This window comes from Kitasatospora sp. NPDC001132, from assembly GCF_053598415.1.
The window spans coordinates 90484-113852 of the sequence record NZ_JBSFKF010000006.1; the positions used below are offsets into that span (position 1 = coordinate 90484).

At 74.9% G+C, this 23369-nt stretch carries 21 protein-coding genes; 9 read left to right on the top strand and 12 right to left on the bottom strand.

The window, feature by feature from the left end; all coding sequences use genetic code 11:
- Positions 1 to 41: 41 nt before the first annotated feature.
- Positions 42 to 3542 (bottom strand): S8 family serine peptidase, encoded by a 3501-nt coding sequence (locus ACWDBE_RS10545; RefSeq protein ID WP_449807727.1) that lies wholly within the window; start codon positions 3540 to 3542, stop codon positions 42 to 44.
- A 198-nt stretch (positions 3543 to 3740) separates the two neighbouring features.
- On the bottom strand, positions 3741 to 4592 hold the full coding sequence (locus ACWDBE_RS10550; RefSeq protein WP_449807728.1) for a siderophore-interacting protein: 852 nt from the start codon (positions 4590 to 4592) through the stop codon (positions 3741 to 3743).
- Between the two features lie 81 nt (positions 4593 to 4673).
- On the opposite strand from ACWDBE_RS10550, the gene ACWDBE_RS10555 reads away from it, so the two are divergent.
- The gene (locus ACWDBE_RS10555) at positions 4674 to 5504 is read left to right on the top strand and encodes a TetR/AcrR family transcriptional regulator (protein ID WP_449792108.1); all 831 of its coding nucleotides are present in this window, start codon (positions 4674 to 4676) and stop codon (positions 5502 to 5504) included.
- Here the strand turns inward: ACWDBE_RS10555 and ACWDBE_RS10560 are convergent.
- Positions 5501 to 5698, bottom strand: a complete 198-nt coding sequence (locus ACWDBE_RS10560) for a hypothetical protein (protein ID WP_392871349.1) — start codon at positions 5696 to 5698, stop codon at positions 5501 to 5503. The two genes, ACWDBE_RS10555 and ACWDBE_RS10560, sit on opposite strands and share 4 nt — an antisense overlap.
- Before the next feature lie 144 nt (positions 5699 to 5842).
- On the opposite strand from ACWDBE_RS10560, the gene ACWDBE_RS10565 reads away from it, so the two are divergent.
- The 4 genes from ACWDBE_RS10565 (at position 5843) to ACWDBE_RS10580 (ending at position 9198) form a co-directional block, all read left to right on the top strand.
- The gene (locus tag ACWDBE_RS10565; RefSeq protein ID WP_449807729.1) at positions 5843 to 7180 is read left to right on the top strand and encodes a D-alanyl-D-alanine carboxypeptidase family protein; all 1338 of its coding nucleotides are present in this window, start codon (positions 5843 to 5845) and stop codon (positions 7178 to 7180) included.
- A 149-nt stretch (positions 7181 to 7329) separates the two neighbouring features.
- Entirely contained in the window at positions 7330 to 7743 is a 414-nt protein-coding gene (locus ACWDBE_RS10570) for a PPOX class F420-dependent oxidoreductase (RefSeq protein ID WP_392871343.1), read from the top strand.
- Positions 7744 to 7810: 67 nt separating this feature from the next.
- Positions 7811 to 8761 (top strand): hypothetical protein, encoded by a 951-nt coding sequence (locus ACWDBE_RS10575; RefSeq protein ID WP_449807730.1) that lies wholly within the window; start codon positions 7811 to 7813, stop codon positions 8759 to 8761.
- Between the two features lie 35 nt (positions 8762 to 8796).
- Positions 8797 to 9198: an NTP pyrophosphohydrolase gene (locus ACWDBE_RS10580; protein WP_449792516.1), complete on the top strand. Its 402-nt coding sequence runs from the start codon at positions 8797 to 8799 to the stop codon at positions 9196 to 9198.
- Between the two features lie 4 nt (positions 9199 to 9202).
- On the opposite strand, the gene ACWDBE_RS10585 is transcribed toward ACWDBE_RS10580, so the two are convergent.
- On the bottom strand, positions 9203 to 9658 hold the full coding sequence (locus ACWDBE_RS10585; RefSeq protein WP_449792515.1) for a hypothetical protein: 456 nt from the start codon (positions 9656 to 9658) through the stop codon (positions 9203 to 9205).
- A gap of 222 nt (positions 9659 to 9880) precedes the next feature.
- Here ACWDBE_RS10585 and ACWDBE_RS10590 point away from each other — a divergent pair, with 222 nt between their 5' ends.
- From ACWDBE_RS10590 to ACWDBE_RS10600, 3 genes are read left to right on the top strand one after another with little or no spacing between them, the layout of a single operon-like run.
- Positions 9881 to 10042, top strand: a complete 162-nt coding sequence (locus tag ACWDBE_RS10590; protein WP_402408174.1) for a hypothetical protein — start codon at positions 9881 to 9883, stop codon at positions 10040 to 10042.
- The gene (locus ACWDBE_RS10595) at positions 10039 to 12276 is read left to right on the top strand and encodes a heavy metal translocating P-type ATPase (RefSeq protein WP_449807731.1); all 2238 of its coding nucleotides are present in this window, start codon (positions 10039 to 10041) and stop codon (positions 12274 to 12276) included. Before ACWDBE_RS10590 ends, ACWDBE_RS10595 begins: the two co-directional genes overlap by 4 nt.
- Positions 12277 to 12278: 2 nt before the next feature.
- On the top strand, positions 12279 to 12758 hold the full coding sequence (locus tag ACWDBE_RS10600) for a copper chaperone PCu(A)C (protein WP_449792513.1): 480 nt from the start codon (positions 12279 to 12281) through the stop codon (positions 12756 to 12758).
- Between the two features lie 102 nt (positions 12759 to 12860).
- On the opposite strand, the gene ACWDBE_RS10605 is transcribed toward ACWDBE_RS10600, so the two are convergent.
- Positions 12861 to 13868 (bottom strand): Acg family FMN-binding oxidoreductase, encoded by a 1008-nt coding sequence (locus tag ACWDBE_RS10605; protein WP_449807732.1) that lies wholly within the window; start codon positions 13866 to 13868, stop codon positions 12861 to 12863.
- A gap of 195 nt (positions 13869 to 14063) precedes the next feature.
- Positions 14064 to 14915 carry a universal stress protein gene (locus ACWDBE_RS10610; protein WP_449792511.1) on the bottom strand — a complete coding sequence of 284 codons (852 nt, stop codon included), beginning with the start codon at positions 14913 to 14915 and terminating at the stop codon, positions 14064 to 14066.
- Positions 14916 to 15525: 610 nt separating this feature from the next.
- Between ACWDBE_RS10610 and ACWDBE_RS10615 the strand changes: the two genes are divergently transcribed.
- On the top strand, positions 15526 to 17223 hold the full coding sequence (locus ACWDBE_RS10615; protein WP_449792519.1) for a sensor histidine kinase: 1698 nt from the start codon (positions 15526 to 15528) through the stop codon (positions 17221 to 17223).
- An 86-nt stretch (positions 17224 to 17309) separates the two neighbouring features.
- On the opposite strand, the gene ACWDBE_RS10620 is transcribed toward ACWDBE_RS10615, so the two are convergent.
- From ACWDBE_RS10620 to ACWDBE_RS10645, 6 genes are all read right to left on the bottom strand, one after another.
- Positions 17310 to 18149 (bottom strand): alpha/beta fold hydrolase, encoded by an 840-nt coding sequence (locus tag ACWDBE_RS10620; RefSeq protein WP_449792510.1) that lies wholly within the window; start codon positions 18147 to 18149, stop codon positions 17310 to 17312.
- Between the two features lie 230 nt (positions 18150 to 18379).
- Complete coding sequence (locus tag ACWDBE_RS10625; protein WP_449807733.1) at positions 18380 to 18799, bottom strand: pyridoxamine 5'-phosphate oxidase family protein; 420 nt, start codon at positions 18797 to 18799, stop codon at positions 18380 to 18382.
- Positions 18800 to 18958: 159 nt separating this feature from the next.
- Positions 18959 to 19675, bottom strand: coding sequence for a response regulator (locus ACWDBE_RS10630; RefSeq protein WP_449792508.1), 717 nt, complete (start codon positions 19673 to 19675; stop codon positions 18959 to 18961).
- Between the two features lie 134 nt (positions 19676 to 19809).
- Entirely contained in the window at positions 19810 to 20343 is a 534-nt protein-coding gene (locus ACWDBE_RS10635; protein ID WP_449792507.1) for a hypothetical protein, read from the bottom strand.
- A 117-nt stretch (positions 20344 to 20460) separates the two neighbouring features.
- On the bottom strand, positions 20461 to 22239 hold the full coding sequence (gene ctaD, locus ACWDBE_RS10640) for an aa3-type cytochrome oxidase subunit I (RefSeq protein WP_449792518.1): 1779 nt from the start codon (positions 22237 to 22239) through the stop codon (positions 20461 to 20463).
- Positions 22240 to 22466: 227 nt separating this feature from the next.
- Positions 22467 to 23339 carry a Vgb family protein gene (locus ACWDBE_RS10645; protein ID WP_449792506.1) on the bottom strand — a complete coding sequence of 291 codons (873 nt, stop codon included), beginning with the start codon at positions 23337 to 23339 and terminating at the stop codon, positions 22467 to 22469.
- Between the last annotated feature and the right edge of the window lie 30 nt (positions 23340 to 23369).

The following is a 23369-nucleotide window of genomic DNA, read 5'->3' on the forward strand; positions in this document are numbered from 1 at the left end:
AACTCCGGGACGGCCTCGGTCTCAATTGAATTGACGTTTCGTCAGTTCACGGTGTAGCTGTACGGGATCGCCGCGAGCACCGAACCGGTGGTGTTCAGGACGTTGTTGGCGGTGGCCACGCCGGTCGGGCCGGACACCAGGTACAGCACGCCCTTGACGGTGCTGCCCTTCGGGCCGGTCGGGGTCAGCGTCACCTGGAGCGAACCGGTGGCGCCGGGGGCGACGGTCACCGGGGTGGCGGCCGCGGCCGAGGCGTTCACCGAGGCGGCGTACAGGTCACCGGTGCTGGAGGTCAGCGCCGGGTCGAAGGCCTGGGTGTGCGCGGTGGCCGTGATGGTGGAGGTGCCGGCCGGCGCGGAGCCGCTGCCGAACGGGCCGATCTGCTGGACGAAGGTGCCCCAGGTGCCGGGGACGACCGGCTGCTCGGGGGTGCCGTTGTCGGTCACCACCGAGACGGTCGAGCCGTCCTGGGCCTTCTTCAGGTCGCCGAACAGGTCCGGCGAGCCGGTGGTGGCGCTCAGCTCGATCTGCGCCGGCGTCGAGGACGCCGCCACGGCCTTGAGCCGGTCGGTGCCCGGGGGCACCAGGAAGGACGGCACGGCGGAGCTGAGGCTCAGCGGCAGGCTGACGGTCGCCGAGGAGCCCTGGGGCACCAGCGGCACGTCCACCCGGCGGTCCAGTCGGCCGTCGGCCGCGATCCGCTGGGTCGCGACGGTGTTGTTGGTGTAGTTCACCTGGACGGTGACCGGCTTGCCGGCCGCCAGCCCGGTGCGCGGGTCGTTCGGCAGACCGGCCGCGGTGGCCTGGTTCTGGTTGAACGCGACGGTGCCGGTGAAGTCCTGGGCGAGTTCCTGGCCGCTGACCGGGCCGAGCACGTTCAGGACGAACCGCCAGCGGCCGGCGGCCGGGTTGACGGCGGTGGCCGAGACGCCGTTGCCGGTGCCGGCCAGGTTGCCCTGGGCGTCGAACTGCCCGTTGCCCTCGATGTCGACCGGGGTGCCGTTCGGGCTGATCAGCGCGCCCTGCATGAGCAGCTTCGGGTCCTTGGCGACGGTCAGGCCGACCCGCAGGTCCCGCTGGCCCTTCGGGACGTCGAAGGCGTACGAGAAGCTCTGCGTCGGCGAGGCGCTGCGGCCGTTGCCACCGGTGATGGTGCCGGTGAACGTGCCCTTGCCCTGGTTGACCGGCACCAGGCTGCGCAGCACGACCGGGACGCTGGTGGTGTTCCCGTTGGAGCCGGAGACCAGGACGGCCTCGCTGGAGTCGCCGCTGGTGGCCGGGGTGGTGAGCTGGACCTTGAGGGTCTTGGTCTGGCCCGGCTTCAGGTCGGTGGTGTTCGGGCTCACGGCGCCGGCCGGCACCGCGCGCTGGGTGGCGGTGCCGAGTTGGACGGCGCCGCTGTAGCCGGCCTTGCCGGCCGGGGTGTAGAGGATCGCGGTCCACTCGCCGGCCACCGGGTGCGGGACGTCCACCAGGCCGTAGTTCGCCGGGGTGGCGCCGCCCTGCGGACGGGTGTTGGTCTCGAAGCGGCCCGAGGGGTCGAGCAGCGTCATGCGGACCACCGGGCCGTTGGTGACCGGGTTGGGGGCGCCCTGCCAGGCGATCGAGGCCGCAAGGCGGTCGGCGCCGGCCGGGACTGTGAACTTGACCTGCTTCTGCACCCAGTCCGCGCCGTTGGTCGCGTACTTGAAGGTGTCCTTCGAGGACGGGTCCAGCTGGACGGTCTGCCGGCTGCCCGACTGCGGGACGAAGCTGCGGGTCGCGGCGCTCACCGTCTGGGTGCTGTCACCGGTGTTGGTGACGGTCACGTCGGCGGTGTGGGTCGAGCCGGGGGTGCCGGCGATGTCGATCTGGCCGGTGTCGACCACGACGGTCCTGGCGCCGTCGGTGCCGTCCCCGTCGTCGTAGCCGCGGGCGGCCTCGACGGCGGCGCGGACGTTCAGCAGGCCGGCGCCCTCCTCCTCGGCCGGCACGCCGAGGTCGGTGGCGGTGCCGGTGAGGAACTTCTTCACCAGTGCCGGGGACGGCGAGTCGCCGCCGTGGGTGTCGCGGTAGGCCTGGATGACCAGGGCCGCGGCGCCGGTGACGAACGGGGCCGACTGGCTGGTGCCGCCGAACGGCTGGATCGGCGAGGGCTGGCCGTTGTAGCCGGTGCAGTCGGTGTACTTGGCGGTGTCGGGCGTGCACAGCGCCCAGTCCGACTCGCCGGGCGCGACCAGGTCGACGGTCCGGCCGGCCTGGGTGAAGCCGCCCGAGGAGAGCGCGGAGATGCGGTTGTCGCTCCAGGTCCCGTTGGAGAACTTGGAGGCCGCGTAACCGGTCTGCTGGTAGTTCTGGTTGTCGGTGGAGGCGCCGACCGCGATCACGTACGGGTCGGTGGCCGGGGTGCCGACGGTCCCGCTGAGCCCGGCGTCACCGCTGGAGACGGCGACGGTGACACCGGCCTTGACGGCCTGCTCGTTGAAGAGCGAGATGGTGTCGTGCGCGCCGCTGTCCGGGGTGACGTTGCCGCCGAAGGACTCGTTCAGCACGTCGACGTGGGCGACCCGCACCGCGTAGTCGATCGACTGCAGGATCGAGGAGTTGGACATCATCTCGCCGCCGGCCTTCAGCGCGACCAGGTCGGCGTCCGGGGCGAGGCCGCGGATGCGGATGTTGCAGCCGGCCGGCAGCGGGTGCGAGGAGTTGACGAACTTGGAGACGTCGTAGACCTGGCGGCCCTGGGCGATGACCGCCGAGGCGTCGCCGAAGGCCTCGGCCGCGCCGGTCGGCGCGTCCCAGCCGTCGCCCGCGAAGTCCTGGTAGTCGACCACGGCGTGCGAGCCGTCGGCCCGGATGAAGTCCGGGTTGTTCGGGTCGAGGCCGTCCGCGATGTAGGCGACCTTGACGCCCTTGCCGGTGGCCAGGTCCTCCACGCCGGGCTTGCCGTTGCCGGTGACGGCCCGGGTGGAGTACAGGCCCTCGGGCTCCAGCAGCGGCTTGCCCGGGTCGGAGGGGCAGACCGTGTTGGTCGCGTTCTCCTCGGCGCCCTGACCGTTGCTGCCCGTAACGGCCTGCGCGGCGGCGTCGGCCTTGGGGGCCTTGGCGCCGGCACCGGCGGCGGCGTCCTTGGCCGCCTTCGCCTTGGTGGCGGCCGGTGGGGCGACCTGGACCTGGGTGTCCGCCACCACGGAGGAGACGGCCGGGTCCGCCTGGAGCTGGGCGCGCAGAGCGGGGCTGACCGTGGCCGAGAAAGCGTTGCCGACCACGAAGCTCTTGATGTCGGTGCCGCCGCCCGCCCTGACCTTGTTCAGCAGCGGCGCCTGCGCGGAGGCGGTCTTCTGCTGCCGGGCGCCCAGGTGGCCGTGGTCGGCCGGGGCGTCCGCGACCTGGTCCTTCAGGATCACGATCACCGGCACCGGTGCCCCGTCCGCGGACGCCGCCCGGGTGTTCTGCGGGTCGGGGGCCGGGGCCGCGCTCGCGATGGTCCCGAGGCTCAGGACCATGGACGCGGCGGTGACCGTGACGGCGGCTGCTAGCTGGGTTTTGCGCCAGCCGATCATATAAATCCTCTCGTCAGATGGATAGTCGAATGGATAGCTGACGCATTCCAACGCACCCGAGAGGATCACGACAAGGGGGTAAATCCCCATCAGAAAGTAAAGTTGACCATCAATCAGTAAAATTCGGGGAGGAAATCGGGCCGAATCCGCATCTTTCAGCCGATCGGCCCCGAGCGGATCCGGCCCCGTTCTCCCTGGTCAGTACCCGGCCGCCCGCTCCTGAGCGTCCGCCAGGTCCTCGGCGGTCGGCGCGTCGTCCTGGGTCAGTCGGTGGCGCCAGTAGCCGGTGAAGTCGATGTTCTCCTTCGACACCCCCTCCCGCTCGACCAGGTGCCGTCGGATCGTCCGGACCGCCCCCGCCTCCCCGGCCAGCCAGACGAAGGGTTCGCCGGCCGGCAGCACACCGCCCAGGAACGCCTCGGCCAGCGCGGCGCCCGGAGCCGCCCCGTCGCGGTACAGCCACACCACCTCCAGCTCGGCCCGGCTCGCCAGCTCCTGACGCTCCGCCCGGTCGGCGACCTCGATCCACGCGTACGCCCGCACCCCCTCGGGCAGCGCCCCGACCAGCGTCGCGAGCGCCGGCAGCGCGGTCTCGTCCCCGGCCAGCAGCACCCAGTCGGCGGCCGCCGCGACCTCGGCGAACGGCACCGGCGGGGCGTACAGCGCGGAGGGGCCGACCATCCCGAGCCGGTCCCCCGGCGCGGCGCGCAGGGCCCAGGCGGCGGCCGGGCCGGTGTCGCCGTGCAGCACGAAGTCGATCTCGACCAGCCGGGTGCCGGGGCGGCGGCCGCGCAGGGTGAAGCTGCGCAGCAGCGGGCGCTGCTCCTCGGGGATCGCCAGGTAGGCCCGGTACCAGTCCGTCGGGTCGTCCTGCCGGACGGGCAGCAGCGGCTCGCGCTGCCCGGGGCGCGGGAAGCAGAGCTTGAGCTGCTGGTCGGGGGCGGTGCCGACGGCGTCGGGCAGTTCCTCGGCGGCGAAGGTGATCCGGGCGGTGCGGGGCGTGATCCGGCGGACCTCGACGACCTCGACGAAGGTGACGGGCAATGTCATCGCGAAACCCCTTCGGTTGGTAACCTTACGGCATAAAGAGTTGACGTCGCGACGATACTTTACGCCATAAGGAGATGCCGGATGACCGTCTATGCCGGGCAGGGCGACGCCCACCGCTCGCTCGCCCTGCTCTGGGGCGCACCCGAGGAACCGCGCGCCGGGCGCAGCGGCCCCAAGCCGGGCCTGAGCGTGGACGCGATCGTGTCCGCCGGAATCGCGGTCGCCGACGCCGAGGGCATGGCCGCGCTCTCGATGCGCGCCGTGGGCGAACGGCTCGGCCGGACCGCGATGGCGCTCTACACCTACGTGCCCGGCAAGGCCGAACTCCTGGACCTGATGCACGACCGGGCGCTCGCCGAAATCCCCACCGGGCGGCGGGCGTCGGACAGTTGGCGGGATGCCGTCACCGCCTGGGCCGAGGACTTGTACGCCTGCTACCTGCGCCACCCCTGGGTGCTCCAGGTCTCGCAGGCCCGCCCGGTCCTCGGCCCGGCCGAACTGGCGGCGATGGAAGCGCTGTTGGGCGCGCTGCGACCGGCCGGGCTGTCGCCGCTGCGGCTGCGCGGGGCGGTCGCCGCGCTCTGGCAGTTCGTCCGCGGCCTGGCCGCCGCCACCGCCGACGCGCGCGGCGCGGCGGCCGCGACCGGGGTCGCCGACGAGGAGTGGTGGGCCGACCGTTCCGCCAGACTCGCCGAGCTGGCACCGGACTTCGCGGAACGCTTCCCGCTGCTCGTGGCCCTGCAGAGCACGGGCGGCGGCGCCCCGCAGGACAGCCACCGGGAGGCCTTCCGCAGCGGGCTCGCCGTGCTCCTCGACGGCATCGCGGTGCGACAGTCATCGGCGGAGGAACCGGCAGTGGGGGAACCGTCAGCGCGGCAGCCGTCGGCGGAGGCCCCTTCGGAGACCCCCTAACCCCGCCGGGCGGCGGGGATCGCCAGCAGGACGCCGAGCGCCACCAGGACGGCGTACCCGGCGGTCTCGTGGCCCTCCGGTACCAGGAACCGGACGAAACCGAACAGCCGGAAGCCGGCGACCCAGCCGGACACCAGGCCGGAGGCGCCGCCGACGATCAACACGAAACCGAGGTAGCCGAGCAGGGTCTTCATGCCCCCGAGCCTAGGAAGCCGCCCACGGCCGGACATCCGACTTTCGGTGCGGTCCTGCGCCACCAAAGTCGTCCCCGCCCCGAGTGGCTCCGGACGGAGCAGCAGGCCCGGCGCCCCGGCGGCGGCCCGGGTTACGTTCGCCGTGTGCTCCCCACCCACGCGGCGCAGAAGAAACGTTCCGTCACCAGGGTCGCGGTCGGCGCCACCGCCTCCGCCCTGGTGCTCACGGCCGTCGCCCCGTCCGCCCTCGCCCGGGACGCCGTCCCCGCCGTGGGCGGGGAGCGGCTCGGCCGCCCGGCCGTCCAGGTCGCGCTGCTGGCCGGGGCACCCGCGCTGCCGTCCCAGCTGACCGGCCGCTCCTGGCTGGTCGCCGACGCGTCCACCGGCGAGGTGCTCGCCGCCCGCGACGCCCACCTGCCGCTGCCTCCGGCCAGCACCCTCAAGATGCTGTTCGCGGACACCGTGCTGCCCAAGTTCGACCGGGCGCTGGAGCACCAGGTCACCCCGGCCGAGCTCGCCAGCCTCGGCGTCGGCAGCAGCCTGGTCGGGGTCAAGGAGAACCTGCCGTACCGGGTCGAGGACCTCTGGCGGGGCGTGTTCCTCAGCTCCGGCAACGACGCCGTCCACGTGCTCGCCCACATGAACGGCGGCATCGAGCAGACCGTCGCCGAGATGCAGGAGCGCGCCCGGACGCTCCAGGCCGGCGACACCAAGGTGCTCTCCCCCGACGGCTACGACATGGACGGCCAGGTCTCCTCCGCCTACGACCTCACGCTCTTCGCCCGGGCCGGGCTGCGCAACGCCGACTTCCGGTCCTACTGCTCCACCCGCACCGCACGCTTCCCCGGCGGGCTGGACAAGGTCACCGGCCAGCGCATCAGCTTCGACATCGCCAACACCGACCGGCTGCTCGGCAAGTACCCCGGCCTGATCGGCGTCAAGAACGGCTACACCACCAAGGCGGGCGCCACCTTCACCGGCGCCGCCACACGCGACGGCCGCACCCTGCTGGTGACGGTGATGCACCCCAACGCACAGGGCAGGGTGTACGACGAGGCCGCCAGCCTGCTCGACTGGGGCTTCGCGGCCGCCGGGAAGGTCCAACCGGTCGGCAAGCTGGTCGACGACACCGCCGCGCCCTCCCCCAGTGCCACGGCCCAGGTCGGGTCCGAGGCCGACGAGCAGCTGCCGCCCGGGTCCCGCCCGCCGGCGGCCGACGGATCCGGCCCCGGCCTCGCCCCCGCCGTCTGGACCGCCGCCATCCTGGGCACCGCCCTCGCCGCCTGGGCCATCTCCTGGGTCGCCGCCCGCCGCCGCACAGCGCCGGGCGAACCCGCGGCCGCCCCGGGGTCCGGCGGCGGCGGCACGACCACCCGCGGCGGCGCCACCGGCGTCCGCGGGCACGACCGGCGCGGCCTCACCCGCCGGGCCCGCGCCCTGGTCCGCTCCGCCCGTACCGCCCGTGGCCGCGGACCCCGGTGACCGAGGCCGACTTCCCGGCCGGGCGGGCCGCACCGGTGGCCGTCGTTCGCCGGACGTCCCCGCCGGGTGTCCCGCGCCGCCCGGCCCCAGGGCGGGTCCGACGATTCGCGCCAGGCGCGCATTGTCGGACACGCCCTAGACTTCCGGCCATGACCACGCCCGACTCCTCCCCCGCGGCCCGGCTCGACCGGATCGTCCGGCTCTCCGCCGGGAGCTACCTGCTCGTCACCACCTACAAGAAGGACGGCACCGCCGTACCGACCCCGGTGTGGGTGGTGCGTGACGGGGAGGCGCTGGGCGTCTGGACGGTCGCGGACTCCTGGAAGGTCAAGCGGATCCGCAACCGCGCCGACGTGCTGGTCGGCCCGTGCGACGTCAAGGGCCGCCCGACCGGCGAGCAGTACCCCGCCACCGCCGAGATCCTCGGCCCCGAGCGCACCTCCGCCTACCGCACCCTGTTGCGTCAGAAGTACGGCCTGCTCGGCGTGCTCACCCTGCTCGGCAGCCGGCTGCGGCGCGGCGAGCGCGGCACCGTCGGCATCCGGATCACGCTCACGGACTGAGCCCGCCCGGGGACCGGCTCGGGCGGACGGGCGAGCGGGCGGGGGCCGGGTTCGCTAGTCTCCGGGGATGGCCTCCTCTCCCCGCCCCGTTCGGCTCACCACCCGGCTCGTCGACGGACTCGTCTGCGCCTACGCACCCGCCCCCGACGCCGTGGGCGTGCTGTCGCCCGCCGTGGCCTGCCGGCCGGCCGCCGGGGACGAGGTCGTCGGCCACACCGTCGCCGCCGACCTCCGGCACGCCTACTACACGACGCTCGACGCCGCCGTCTGCGTGGCGACGGCGGACGGCGCCGAGGTCTGGCGGTCGCGGTTCGAGCCGCAGGCGCACCCCGTCCACGGCCACCGGCCCGCCTGCGAGCTGTCCCCGGACGGACGGGTGCTCTGGGTCTACCGGCCCGACGTACCGGCGGGCCGCGACCGGCCGGACCAGTGGGTCGCCGTGGACGCCTCGACGGGGGAGGTCCTCGCCCGGACTGACCTGGAGACGGCCGGGCACGGCGGCATCCAGCTGCCGCACCCGGCGAGCGGCCGGATCTTCCTCAACGTGGGCGAGGGGCAGGACGGCACGGTCGTCCACCACGCGTCGCTGGCCGACGGTCGGATCGACCTCGTCAGCTACCCCTGGGTCGACCGGTGCCTCATCGACCTCTCGCCCGACGGCCACCGGTTCCTGACCGTCGACCACGCGCAGAACGACCTCGCCGTGCACGCCTTCCCCGGGGGCGAGGTGGCGTTCACCCTGACGGCCGAGGACTTCGGGCACGACCCGGAAGCCGTCTGCCTGGAGTGGAGCGGCGGCTACCTGACCACGGACACCCTCGTCGCCACCCTCGTCGGCGAGACCGAGGACGAGCAGGACTGGTTCCGGCACTACCTCGTCGACGCCCGGTCCGGCCGGATCCGGGGCGAGTTCGACGCCCGCACGGCGGAGCCGTACGACCTCCTGCCGCTCGGTGACGGCTCCTGGCTCACCACCGACTCCTCGGGCCACCCGGTCCGCTGGACCGCCACGCCCTGAGGAGTCCCGCGGGCCGGGGTGGCAGGCTGACGGCCATGGACGAGAACGAGGCCGCGCCGCTCCCCCTGCTGGTCGTCGACGGCGCGAACGTGGTCGGATCGGTACCGGACGGCTGGTGGCGGGACCGGCGGGGCGCCGCGGAGCGGCTGCGGGACGCGCTGGTCGCCGTCGCCGGGCGGGGTGTGCCGGAGCTGCCGGGACCGCTGGAGGTGGTTCTGGTGGTGGAGGGCGCGGCCCGGGGCGTCGCCGGGGTGCCGGGGGTGCGGGTGGTGGAGGCGAGCGGGAGCGGGGACGACCGGATCGTGGAGCTGGTCCGCGCGGCTCGTACCGAACACCCTGAGCGGGCCTGCCTGGTGGCCACCGCCGACCGCGAACTGCGCGCCCGGGTCGGCGCGTTGGGCGCCGACGTCACTGGGCCGCGCAGCGTGCGGCCGTAGGACCTCAGTCGGCCTGGACGGCGTGCATGCCCCAGTGGATGGACGGGTCCGAGGTGTGAGCGGTGAACAGCAGGTCCCGGCCCGGGCGGGCGGGGACCTCCACCGAGCCGATGCCGGTGGAGTCCGTCGGGCACTGGACCGTGAAGTCGGCCGGCGCCTCGCCGCCGATGTGCACGTCCACCGAGCCTCCGCCACGACAGCCGAGCGTGAACGTGAACGGCAACGACGGGTTCACCGAGGCCGTCACGGCGCCGCCGTCGCCGATCCAGTCCGGTATCCAGAGCAGCGCCTCCGGCCCCGGGTCCGGCAGGATCTCGCCCGTCCCCGGCTGGCCCAGAGCCCTGACGGGAGCCGCGCCCCCGCCCGTGGCCGGCTCCGCCACCGCCGTCCCGGCGACGGCGAGAACCGCCCCCACCGCCCCCGCCACCGCCACGAAGCCGTGCTTCTTCATGCGCTTCACCGCTGATTCCCCCTTCGGTGCCCCTCGGTCGTACGCCTGGTGTTCGACGTACGGAGCAAACCTACGACACCCCACCGACAGAACACGCCTGCCCGGAGGACACCTGCCGGGGCGCCACCCCGCGAGCGGTTGCGCACCGCCGACTTCGGACCGTACGGGAACCGATCGCGGTGCCCGTCCGACTGCTGGGGCGTGAGTGCGAAGTCGCCGGGTGTCCGGCCGTTGAGTGTGCTGGCGGGGTTCGTCCTGCTGCTGGTGGTGGTGTTCGTGGTGGCCTACGGGGTGGGACGGCAGGTCGGGCCGGTGGCGCCCGGGTTGCGGCCGAGCAGCGGGGGCGGCGCGTCGCCCGGGATGGGCGGGCACGACATGGGCGGGATGCGATGAGCGCCGTCGCCGAGCCCGTGGTCGCCACCGATCTGGCGGTCGGCGGGATGACCTGCGCCGCCTGCGTGGGCCGGGTCGAGAAGCGGCTGGCCCGGATCGAGGGCGTGACGGCCGGGGTGAACCTGGCGACCGGGCGGGCCCGGGTGCTGCATCCGGCCGGGGTGCCGGTCGCGGAACTGGTCGCGGCCGTCGAGCGGGCGGGCTACACCGCCGAGCCGCTGCCCGCGGGGGCGCCGGTCGGGGTCGCGGCCGAGGAGCCGGACGACCGGTGGCGGCTGCTGGTCACCGCCCTGCTGGCCGTCCCGGTGCTGGTGCTGTCGATGGTGCCGTCGGCGCAGTTCACCGCCTGGCAGTGGGTCTGCTTCGCGCTCGCCGTCCCGGTGGTGACCTGGGGGTCGGCCGGTTTCCACCGCCGGGCCTGGCAGGGGCTGCGGCACGCGGCGGCGACCATGGACACCCTGGTCAGCCTGGGCGTGGTGGCCTCCTTCGGCTGGTCGGCGTACGCGCTGTTCCTCGGCGGGGCCGGCGATCCGGACATGCGGATGCCGTTCTCGCTGACCGCCGACGGCGGCGGCACCGCGCACGTGTACCTGGAGGCGGCGGTCGGCGTGCCGCTGTTCGTGCTGGCCGGGCGGCTGCTGGAGGGCCGGGTGCGCCGGCGCAGCGGGTCCGCGCTGCGGGCGCTGGCCGAGCTGGGCGCCAAGCAGGTGTGCCTGCGGGGGGCGGACGGCGAGGAGCGCCTGGTGCCGATCGAACTGCTGCTGCCCGGGCAGGAGTTCGTGGTGCGGCCGGGCGAGCGGGTGGCCACCGACGGGGTGGTGGTCGAAGGGGGTTCGGCGCTCGACCTGAGTCTGCTGACCGGGGAGAGCGTGCCGGTCGAGGTCGCCCCCGGGGACGTGGTGGCGGGTGCGACGGTGAACGTCGGCGGTGCGCTGGTGGTCCGGGCCACGGCGGTCGGCGCGGACACCCAGCTGGCCCGGATCACCGCCCTGGTGGCGGAGGCCCAGGCCGGCAAGGCGCGGGCGCAGCGGCTGGCGGACGCGGTGGCCGGGGTGTTCGTGCCCTGTGTGCTGGCGGTCGCGGCGAGCGTGCTGGGCTTCTGGCTGGGCGCGGGCGCGGCCCCGCAGGCGGCGGTGACGGCGGCGGTCGCGGTGCTGGTGGTGGCCTGCCCGTGCGCGCTGGGGCTGGCCACGCCGACGGCACTGCTGGCGGCGACGGGGCGGGGCGCGGAGCTGGGCGTGCTGGTGCGCGGCCCGGAGGTGCTGGAGAGCCTGCGCCGGGTGGACACGGTGGTGATGGACAAGACCGGGACGCTGACCACCGGCCGGATGGAACTGGCGGACGTCATCACCACCGGCGGCCTCACCCGGGACGAGGCCCTGCGCCTGGCCGGCGCGGTCGAGCACCGCTCCGAGCACCCGATCGGCCGGGCAGTCACGCAGGCGGCGCGGGAGCGCTGCGGGCCGCTGCCCGCGGTGGAGGGCTTCCGGGCCGCCACCGGGCTCGGGGTGTCCGGGACGGTCGAGGGCCGGGCCGTACGGGTGGTGCGGCCGGACGACACCGTCCTGCCGCCGGACCTGGCCGAGGCGGCCGCGCGGGCCGGGAAGGCCGGCCGTACGGCCGTCGTGGTCGAGCTGGACGGACGGCCGGCGGCCGTGCTGACGGTCGGCGACACGCTGCGCCCGGGCAGCTGGCGGGCGCTCCACCGGCTGCGCGGGCTGGGCCTGGAGACCGTCCTGCTGACCGGGGACGGTCCGGGCGCCGCCCGGGCGGTGGCCGCCGAGCTGGGCATCGAGCGGGTGCACGCCTCGGCCTCCCCCGAGCGCAAGGCCGAGGTGGTGGCCGAACTGCGCGCCGCCGGACGGACGGTGGCGGTGGTCGGCGACGGCGTCAACGACGCGGTGGCCCTCGCCTCGGCGGACCTCGGGGTGGCGCTGGCCTCCGGCAGCGACGCCGCGATCGGCGCGGCCGGGCTGACCCTGGTGCGCGGCGACATCGAGGCGGTGGTGGACGCCGTACGGCTGGCGCGGCAGACCCTGGCGACCATCCGGGCCAACCTGCTCTGGGCCTTCGGCTACAACCTGGTGCTGATCCCGCTGGCGGCCGTCGGACTGCTCAACCCGATGCTGGCGGCGGTCGCCATGTCGCTCAGCTCGCTGCTCGTGGTGGGCAACAGCCTGCGGCTGCGCACCTGGGAGCCGGGGCGGGCCAGGAGCCGAGGGGGACGCCGGTGAGGGTGTCCGAGAGGTTCAGGGTGGCGGGCCCGCCGGTCGGCGCGGCGGCACTGGCGCTGGTCCTGCTCACCGGGTGGACGGTGGTCGGCGGGGCCGGCCGCACCCGCCCGGTGGAGGCCGGGTCGGGCTGGGTTCTGCTGCCGACGGCGGGCGCGTCCGCCGCCACGGCGGCCTTCTTCACGGTCCGCAATCCGGGCGACGTGCCCGACGAACTGACCGGCGCCAGCTGGGAGTTCGGCGGCCGGATCACCCCGAAACGGCATCTGCACCAGGGTGCGGCGGGCCGCTGGGAGCCGGCGTCGGCACTGCCGGTGCCGGGCCGCGGCGAGCTGCGGATGACCCCGGAGGACGCGGACCTGATGATCGCCGACCCGCCGCCGCTGCGGGCCGGCCAGTGGGTGGAGTTCACCCTCACCTTCCGCCACAGCCCGCCGCTGCGGCTCGGCGCCCGGGTGCTGCCCGCGGCCGAGCGACCGCGCTGAGCGACGGCGGCGAGCGACGGCGACGGCGACGGCCCGGGCCGCTCCCACCGGCCCGGGCCACTCCTGTCGACTCCGGTCACTCCCACCGACTCGGGGCAGCGATCAGGAAGGCCGCTCCCCGAGCGTCTCCTCGACCGTCCGGCGCGGGGTGGCCGCGCCGGAGGGGCCGTAGCCGACCCGCAGCACCAGCTGGACGTGGCCCGGCCCGGTGTCCGGGTCGCGCAGCGCCCAGCGGGTGTCCGGCCACTCGATCGCCTGGTGCCAGATGGAGAGCCGGACGCCGTGCGTCGTGGCCAGCAGCCAGACCCGCTCCAGCGCCTGCCCGGTGCGCAGCCAGTCCAGCGGGCCGTCGCCGGGGGTGGTGAGGGTGCACAGCTGGGGCAGCGCCTCGAATCGCCGGGACGGCTGCGCGGGGGCCTGCGGCGGGCGGCCGCCGAACTCGCGCATCGGCACCCGGGCGTCGTGGTCCTGCGGGCCGAGCGCGGCGTGCGGGATGCCGTCCTCGGCGGTGCCGTCGTCGGACCGCAGCCAGGCCCGGGACTCCGCGGCACGGGCCGGGTCGGCGGCGTTGCGGCTCTCGGCCTCGGCGGTGAGCGCCTGCACCCGCCGTACGCCCTCCTCCTCCAGCGCGGCCAGCGTGACGCCCTCCTCGCGGGCGGCGTCGATCAGCTCGCCGATCACCGCCTCGGGCACGTCGCGCTGGGCGAACGGCTCGCGGCTGGAGTGCCGGGCGGCGATGGCGGGGTAGAGGTCCCGGCCGAAGGGCGTGAGCTCGGCGGCCGGGCGGGAGAGGTCCAGCACGGCGAACAGTTCGGGCTCGGCGGCGTCCGGCAGCAGCCGGGTCAGTGGTTCCCGGTCCAGCTGCCCGGCCGCCACCCGCAGGTTGAACAGGGCCGCGCCGACCGCGATGTGCACGGCGGCACCGACCGGGTCGGCCAGCGGTACGGAGCGCGCGGTGTCGGCGTACACGGCGAGCCCGCGCCCGTCCGGGGTCGGCACGAAGCGCCAGGGCTGGCTGTTGTGCAGCGACGGCGCCGCGCCGCCGGCGGCGGCGAGCAGGCGCAGGTCGGCCGCGCTGAGCATCTGGGTGAGAGCCGGGTCGAGCGTCATGGCGATCCACTCCTTCAACCGCGGGGCGTCGGCTTCGCCTCCGGGCACGCGCACCCGCCAGGAGGTCCCGCTGCTTCCGAGCGTGCGCGCCCGGTGGTGCCCGGGGACAGGGCCCTTGGGCCCGTCCTTCGGCCCGCCATCGGGCCCGTCCGGTGGATCCGGGACGGGGGCGGATCCACCGGACGGGCCGCTCCGTCACCCGTGCGGAACGACCGCGACGGGGGCCTCGGCGTGGTGCAGGACGGCGTGCGCGACCCGGCCCAGCCGGGGGCCGATCTCGATCGGGCGGCGGCCACGGCCGACGACGACCAGCGCGGCTCCGGCGGAGGCCTCGACCAGGGCGCGGGCGGCGCCGAGCTGCACGTCCTCGACCACCTCGATCTCCGGGTGCTGCTCGCGCGGGCCGGCCAGGGCGAGCGAGAGCAGCTCGGCCTCCAGCGCCTCCAGCTGGGCGAGCTCGGCCGCCGGGACGGCGCCGCCCGCGTAGCCGAACACCGGCGGCAGGTCCCAGCCGTGCACCGCCCGGACCCGGGCGCCGCGCAGGGCCGCCTCACGGAAGGCGAAGTCGAGCACCTCCGTCTCGGGGGCGTGGGCGTCGACGCCGACCACCACCTCGCCCTCGCCGGCCTCGCCCTCCTCTCGCACCACGACCAGCGGCACGCTGCTGCGGCCGGCCACCGACATGCTGACCGACCCGAGCAGCAGGCCGGTGAAGCCGCCGCGGCCGCGCGAGCCGAGCACCAGCAGCTCGGCCTCCGCGGCGGCGGCCACCAGCCCGTCCACCGGCGCGTCCAGGACGGCGTCGGTCTCCACCGTCAGGTCCGGGTGCAGGCGGCGGACGTCCTCGGCGGCCTCGGCGAGGGTGCGGCGGACGGCCGCGGGCAGGTCGTCCTGCTCGGCGAAGGAGGACACCCCGTCGGTCAGCCACGGCCAGGCGTGCACCAGGCGCAGCGAGGCACCGCGGCGCACCGCCTCGGCGGCGGCCCAGTGGGCGGCCGCGGTGCTCTGCGGCGAGCCGTCGACCCCGGCCAGAACGGTTGACGTCATGAGAGTTCCTCCACACTGTCGACACGCTGTCGACGCTCGGCGGTTCGGTGCGGGCCGCGGTGCGCTCTGACGCCCCGTCCGCTCCTCCCCCACCCTGGCAGCGACGCAGGACCGGCGGCAGAGGCCGCAGGACCCCCTGCGGCGGGACGAAAGGCCCGCCCGACGGAGCCTACGGCCGACCCCGCCGTCCCCACCAATGACACGGCATCCGGTGCCCGGCTCCCACCGCCCCGCTCCCCACGGCGTCCTGCCGCGTCGTCACCACCTCACCGCCGTCCCGCTCCATCCCGCGTCGTCACCACCTCACCGCCGTCCCGTTACGCCCCGTTCTGTCCCGCGCCCACCGGAAGGCTGGCACACGCCACTGACACCTCGGGCCCGCCGGCCGCCCGGATCCCTCCCCGGCCCGGTGTGGGGTCCCCCGTTCGGTCTATCGTGTAATGGACATTCCCGCTGGTCGGACGGCGCCGAGCCGGGCCGGGCGGTGGGAGCGGCCGTCCGCAGGGCGGATGGGGCACGTCCGGACGGTGGACGGGCCGGTCAGGGCGGCACGACGAGGAGGACAGCGGTGGGCGGAGCGGACGGCAGCGCGACGGGTGGCGGCGCGCGGATGCCACGGCTGCGCCTGGACGAGCTGCTGGAGGAGCTCCAGGGGCGGATCGACGCGGCGCGCGGCACCCAGAACCGGGTGCACAGCCTGCTGGAGGCGGTGCTGGCGGTCGGGCGGGAGCTGGACCTGGCACAGGCGCTGCACCGGATCGTGGAGGCGGCGGCCGACCTCGTGGACGCCCGGTACGCGGCGCTCGGGGTGATCGGGCCGGACGGGCACACCCTGTCGCAGTTCCTGACGGTGGGCCTGACCGAGGAGGAGATCGCCGAGATCGGCCCGCCGCCGTCGGGCCGCGGCATCCTGGGCGAGCTGATCCGCGAGCCGAAGCCGCTGCGCTGCCCGGTGCTGTCCGAACACCCGGCCTCGGTCGGCTTCCCCGCGAACCACCCGCCGATGCACACCTTCCTGGGGGTGCCGGTGCGGGTGCACGGCGAGGTGTTCGGCAACCTCTACCTGACCGACAAGCGCGGCGGACTGGACTTCGACGAGGACGACGAGGCGGTGATCGCCACCCTGGCGGTCGCGGCCGGCGTGGCGATCGACAACGCCCGGCTGTACGAGGAGGCGCAGCTGCGCCAGCGCTGGCTGCGGGCGAGCACGGAGATCACCCGCAGCCTGCTGTCGGGGGCGCCGCGGCTGGAGGTGGTCGAGCTGATCGCCCGCCGGGCGCGGGAGATCTCGGGCGCCGAGCTGGCGGACGTCTCGGTGGCGCTGGCCGGCCCGGAGGAGCGGGCCGAGGAGCTGACGGTGGAGGTCGCGCTGGGCGGCACGCCGTCGGCGCGGCTGGGGGTGACGGTGCCGGTGGACGGCACGCTGTCCGGTGCCGCGTACGCCTCCGGCTCGCCGGCCACCAGTGACGAGCTGGCCTGCGACGCCCGGTTCAAGGCCGGCCCGGCGGGCCGCTTCGACGGGCTGGGCGCGGCGGTGGCGGTGCCGCTGGGCACCGGTGCCGGGTACGGGCGGGGCGTGCTGCTGCTGGCCAGGGCGCAGGGGCAGCCGGCCTTCGGGCCGGAGGAGACCGGCCCGCTGCTGGGTTTCGCCGACCAGGCCGCGCTGGCCCTGGAGCTGGCCGAACGGCGGCGTGACGCCGAGCAGTTGAACCTGCTGGAGGACCGGGACCGGATCGCCCGGGACCTGCACGACCTGGCGATCCAGCGGCTGTTCGCGACCGGGATGACGCTGCAGAGCGCGGGCAGGCTGATCGAGAGCCAGGCCGCGGCGGACCGGGTGGCCCGGGCGGTGGCCGACCTGGACGAGACCATCAAGATCATCCGCTCGACCATCTTCGGCCTGCGCGCCCACAGCGAGCCGGACCGCGGCCTGCGCGCCCGCGCCACCCGGGTGGTCACCGAGGCCCAGGGCACGCTCGGGTTCCCGCCCCGGCTGAGCCTGGAGGGCCTGCTGGACACCGACGTGCCGCAGGAGCTGGCCGGGCACGTGGTCGCGGTCCTCGCCGAGGCGCTCAGCAACGCCGCCCGGCACGCCCGGGCGTCCCGGGTCGAGGTGACGCTGCGCGCCCTGGCCGGGCGGGTGGTGCTGACCGTGACGGACGACGGTGTCGGCGTGCCCGAGGGCGGGCGGCGCAGCGGGCTGCGCAACCTCGCCGAGCGCGCCGACCGGGTCGGCGGCTCCTTCACCGTCGACCCCGCCGAGGGCGGCGGCACCCGGCTGGTGTGGGAGGCCCCGCTCGGGTCCTGAGGGCCCCTCCCGACGCGGAGGGCCGCCACCGGGGGTCACCGGTGGCCGGCCGACCACCGGTGACCCCCGCCGACAGGCCCGGGCCGTCAGCCCCGCAGGGCGCGCAGGAAGCCGAGCAGGTGGGCGTTGAACTCCTCCGGCCGCTCCATGTTCGGGTAGTGCCCGGTGTCCTCGACGATCACCGCGCGCCCGTCGACGACGGTGCGGACGACCCGCTCGGCCAGGCCGATGTGGTCCACGGAGTCGATGCCGCCGTTGATCGCCAGCAGCGGGACGGTGATCCCGGTCAGCCGCTTCCAGGTGTCCGTCACCGGCACCAGGTACTGGGGCTCGTCGGGGCTGTGCTTGGCGACGGTGTTCCGGGTCATCTCCTTGAGCCGGCGCACCACTTCGGGATCGACCTCGTCCAGGCGGCGGTGCGGCCCGGAGGCGAGGCGGGTGAACGAGTCGAGCCAGCGCTCGCCGTCGCCCTCGGCCAGCGCGGCGTTCTGCTCGTCGCGGAGTTCGCCGAGCCACGGGTCCTTGAACTCGGACTCGCCGGTGCCGTTGCCGCTGATCACCAGCGCGCGGACCAGCTCCGGGTGTTCGAGGGCCAGGTCGAGGGCGATCGTCCCGCCCATGGAGAGCCCGACCACGACCACGGGACCGAGGCCGAGGTGGCGCAGCAGGTCGGCCAGGTCGTCGGCGGGGCGGAACGGCCGGCTCGCGTTGGCGGAGGCGCCGTGGCCGCGGGTGTCCGGTGCGATCACCCGGTACTCGGGCAGCAGGGCGGGGAGCTGGTCCGCCCAGCTCCGGTGGTCCAGCAGGCCGCCGTGCAGCAGCACCAGCGGTTCGCCCGTACCGGCGTCGAGGTAGGCGAGGCGGCCGTGGCCGCTGTCGAAGGAGCGCAGGTCGTCGGGGGAACCGGTCACGGCGGATTCAGTCATGACGTGATTTTAGGTTCGAGCGCCCCATCGGCCCCCGGCGGGTGCCGGGGCTCCTCGCCGGACGCCGCCCGGCTCCGGCGGAGGAGGAACGGCGCTCCCGCGCCCGGCAGTTCGCCGTGCCGGTCGAGGGCGCCCACCCGTCCGCCCCGGCCCGGACCCTTGCGGCGGACCCCGAACTCCCCTGCCCCGCTGAGGAGTTGCCGGGGCCACGGGAGGGCGCCGGCGGGGGCTCAGGCCAGGCAGCGGCCGATGACCAGTTCCGGGCGGATCCGGATCCGTACGGTGTCGCCCGGGTCGGTGCTCCTGGTGGCCGGGCGGACCTGGGCGCGGCCGAGGACGGTGACGAACCAGCCGGTGCCGTCCCGGCCGTCCACCTCGTCGACCTCGAAGGCGATCACCGCGCCGTCGACGGCCCGGGCCAGTTCGGAGCCGGCCGGCGCCGAGAGCAGCACGCCGCCGGGGCCGAGCCGGAACGGCACCGGCAGGACGGCCGGGAGGGCGTCGACGGTGTAGACCACCCGGCCGACGTCGGCCCTGGCCAGCAGCTCCAGCGAGCGCCTGCGGTCGAGTTCGCGGAGTTCGGGAAGGTCGTACGGGGCGGGCCGGGGAGACGGGACGGGCCGGGGGGACGGGACGTGGTCGCGGTTCATGCGAGCGATGCTCGCCCGGGCCCGGCCCCGGTCGCGAGGGCCGATGGTCCCGGCGAGGGCCCTGCCCCGAGGACCGCCGGCCCCGGGACCGAAGGCCCGTTCGGCCCCGAACGGAACCGGACGGGCCCCGACGGGCCCGGGCAGCCGCGACCGGCCGGGTCAGTACCGGCCGGAGCGCAGCGCGGACGGCTGCGGGGCGGCGGCCTGGCGCAGCTCGGTGGCGATCAGGGCGGCCTGCACCCGCCGCTCGACGCCGAGCTTGGCGAGCAGCCGCGAGACGTGGTTCTTGACGGTCTTCTCGGCGAGGTAGAGCCGCTCGCCGATCTGCCGGTTGGTCAGGCCCTCGCCGATGAGTTCGAGGACCTCCTGCTCGCGCGCGGTCAGGCCGGGTCCCGTGGTCACCGGCTGGGCGGGCTCGGCGTCGCTGCGCAGCCGGTTGAGGAGGCGGGTCGCGGCGCCGGGATCCAGCATCGAGCGCCCCGAGGCGACGGTGCGGACCGCGGCGACCAGGTCGGTCCCGCTGATCTGCTTGAGCACGTACCCGGCGGCGCCCGCCATCACGGCGTCCAGCAGCGCCTCCTCGTCGTCGAAGGAGGTCAGCATCAGGCAGGCGAGGCCGGGCATCCGCGAGCGCAGCTCACGGCAGACCGAGACGCCGTCGCCGTCGCCCAGCCGGACGTCCAGCACGGCCACGTCGGGCCGCAGCGCGGGCACCCGGACGAGCGCCTGCTCGGCCGTCGCCGCCTCCCCGACCACCTCCAGGTCCGGTTCGCCGTCCAGCAGGTCGTGCACCCCGCGGCGGACCACCTCGTGGTCGTCCAGCAGGAACACCCGGACCGGCGCCGAGGCCTCGGCACCCTCCGTCTTGGTCGCCATCACGCGGCTCCACCTTCGTCACCCCCGCACACTCCCAGCGGGGCCCAGGGCATCATCCCGCACGGCCGGCCGTCGGCCCAGGGCCCAAGGGCCCCATTGCGGCCGGGACACAGGGCCCGGCCGGCGGGCGCGTCTCAGCGCCCCTGCCGCCGGACGTTCCCCAGGCCCATCAGCAGGAAGGCCAGCGCGACGCCCGCGCCGCTGACCGCCGCGAGCGCCACCCGGGGCACGACCTCGCCGCCGCCGGACAGCAGGATGGCCACCGCCCCGAGCAGGGCGACGGCCGTACCGACCACCAGCCACCCGGCCAGGGCCAACGCCGGCGGGCGGTTGGAGCGCGGGGCGGGCCCGGCGTCCAGGGCGGCCCAGCGGGCCGCCGTCTCGCGCACCTCCCGGCGGCGGTCCCATAGGGCCCGCAGCCGCAGCGCCGTGCCGCCGACCAGTCCGGCGAGCGCGACCTGCGCGGCGGGCCGCCAGTCCGTGAGGACGAGCAGCAGCCCGCCCGCGAGCGCGAGCCCGGCCCACCACAGCACGCACGCCGCGGCGGCGGTGCGGGTGGAGCGGGGCCGGTCGGCACCGGCCTGGAGGTCGGCGATGGCGGGCAGGTACCAGACACAGCCGCTCGCGGTGAGGGCGGCGGTGCCGATGGCGAGAACGGTGTGGTTCACGACCCGGCCTTCCTGGTCACGAAGGGGTGAGGAGAGGGGAGAGATCAGGAGTGGAGGAGCCGTCCCCGCCCGCCCGGGGGCAGCGACGCGGGCGGGGACGGCGTTCGGGGAGCGGGATCAGCCGCCCGAGGAGGGTGAATCGGTGGGCCCGGTGACCCGGTCCTTGGTGGCGACGGCGGCCGCCGCCCGGTCCGCCCGGCTCAGCGGCCGGTCGTACTTCGCCGGCTCCACGTCACCCAGGTGCTTGGCGGGCTTGCCGCTGTTCTCCAGGATGTCCCGGGCCGCGATGTCCGGGTGGTGGAGGTCGAAGGCCGGGGATTCGGAGCGGATCCGCGGCAGCTTGACGAAGTTGTGCCGCGGCGGCGGGCAGGAGGTGGCCCACTCCAGCGAGCGGCCCCAGCCCCACGGGTCGTCCTCGGTGACCTTCTCGCCGTACTTGGCGGTCTTCCAGACGTTGTAGAGGAACGGCAGGATCGACAGGCCGAGCAGGAACGAGCCGATGGTCGAGACGGTGTTCAGGGTGGTGAAGCCGTCCGAGGCCAGGTAGTCGGCGTAGCGGCGCGGCATGCCCTCCACGCCCAGCCAGTGCTGGACCAGGAAGGTGGCGTTGAAGCCGACGGTCAGCGTCCAGAAGGTGATCCGGCCGAGCCGCTCGTCGAGCTTCTTGCCGGTCATCTTCGGCCACCAGAAGTGGAAGCCCGCGAACATCGCGTAGACCACGGTGCCGAACAGCGTGTAGTGGAAGTGCGCGACCACGAAGTACGAGTCGGAGACGTGGAAGTCGATCGGCGGGGCCGCGAGCAGCACGCCGGTCAGGCCGCCGAACAGGAAGGTGACCAGGAAGCCGACCGTCCAGAGCATCGGGGTCTCGAAGCTCAGCGAGCCCTTCCACATGGTGCCGACCCAGTTGAAGAACTTCACACCGGTCGGGACCGCGATCAGGAAGGTCATGAAGGAGAAGAACGGCAGCAGGACCTGTCCGGTGACGTACATGTGGTGCGCCCACACCGTCACCGACAGGCCCGCGATGGCCACCGTCGCGGCGATCAGGCCGGCGTAGCCGAACATCGGCTTGCGGCTGAACACCGGGATGACCTCGGAGACGATCCCGAAGAACGGCAGCGCCAGGATGTACACCTCGGGATGCCCGAAGAACCAGAACAGGTGCTGCCAGAGCATCGCCCCGCCGTTGGCCGGGTCGAAGACGTGGGAGCCGAACTTGCGGTCGCACTCCAGCGCCAGCAGCGCGGCGGCCAGCACCGGGAAGACCAGCAGCACCAGCACCGAGGTGAGCAGCACGTTCCAGCAGAAGATGGACATCCGGAACATGGTCATTCCGGGAGCGCGCATGCAGATGATGGTGGTGATGAAGTTGACGGCGCCGAAGATGCTGCCGAAGCCTGACAGCGTCACGCCCATGATCCACATGTCGGCGCCGACGCCGGGCGAGTGGATCGCGTCGGACAGCGGCGCGTAGAGGAACCAGCCGAAGTCGGCGGCGCCCTGCGGAGTCGCGAAGCCGGCCGCGGCGATCAGCGAGCCGAACATGAACAGCCAGTACGACAGCATGTTCAGTCGCGGGAAGGCGACGTCCGGGGCGCCGATCTGGAGCGGCATGATCCAGTTGGCGAAGCCGGTGAACAGCGGCATGGCGAACAGCAGCAGCATCACCGAGCCGTGCATGGTGAACGCCTGGTTGAACTGCTCGTTGGAGAGGATCTGCGTTCCGGGCCGTGCGAGTTCGGCGCGCATGACCAGGGCGAGGATGCCGCCGATCAGGAAGAACGCGAACGATGACACCAGGTACATGGTGCCGATCGTCTTGTGGTCGGTGGTGGTCAGCAGCCTGACCAGGGCCGAACCGGGCCTCCTGGCCCTGACCGTCCCCGCGGGGATGGCCGTTGGCGGTGAGGTGGGGTCGCCCTGTGCCTGGGTGGCGCTCAAGGACGCACTCCTTCGGAACGTCGTGCGAATGGGTGGCGATCCATGATCCGAACTCGCCGCCTCCGCACCCCAGGGCCCTTCGGCCTGCCCGCCCGGGGCCGCTGGGCCCGAGTTCCCGGGCGCCGACCGGGACCTCCCGACCGCACGGCCGGGACCTCCTGACCGTCCGTCGGGCGCTGCTACGGCGTCAGCCGGGCGATCTGCCCACGCTCCAGGGCCGCGTACACCGTGCCGTCCGGGGCGACGGCGATGCCGTGCGGCTCGGCGCGCTCGCCCGGGATCGGGTACCCGTCCGGTCGGCCGTCCGGTGTGAGCACCCCGATCCGCCCGGCACCCCACTCGGTGAACCAGAGCCGGCCGTCCGGCCCGGCCGCGATCGCGTGCGGCCTGGCCGAGCGGTCGGCCAGCGGATACTCCGCCACCTCCCCGTCGACGGCGATCCGCCCGACCAGCCCGCCGCCGATCCCGACGTACCAGAGCGCCCCGTCCGCCCCGGCGGCGATCCCGACCGGCGCGGTGCCCCCGGTGGGCAGCCGGTGGACGGTCACCTCGCCGTCCGTGGCGACCCTCGCCACCGCGTCCGCCTGGTGGAGCGTGCACCACAGGGCGCCGTCCGGCCCGGCCGTGACCAGCGAGGGGAAGGCCCCGTCGACCGGCAGCGGGTACTCCGTCACCTCGCCGTCGACGGTGATCCGCCCGACCCGGTTCGCGTTCGACTCGGTGAACCAGAGCGCCCCGTCGGGCCCCGCGGCGATCCCGTACGGCCCGGCGTCCGCCGTCGGCAGCGCGAAGGACGCCGTCGCCCCGCCCGCCTCGATCCGCCCGATCCGGTGGTCCCGCAACCGGCTGAACCACATCGCCCCGTCCGGCCCCGCCGCGATCACCGCCGGCCCGCACCCGGTCGCCCCGAGCCCGAACCGCTCCACCGCCCCGTCGGGAGCCAGCCGTCCGATCTCCCCGCCGTGCACCAGGGTGAACCAGACACCCCCGTCGGCCCCCATCGCCACCCCGTACGGCCCGGCACCCGTCCCGGCAACCTCGATCAGCTCCATGAACGCCCCCCTCAGACACTATTGCGACTC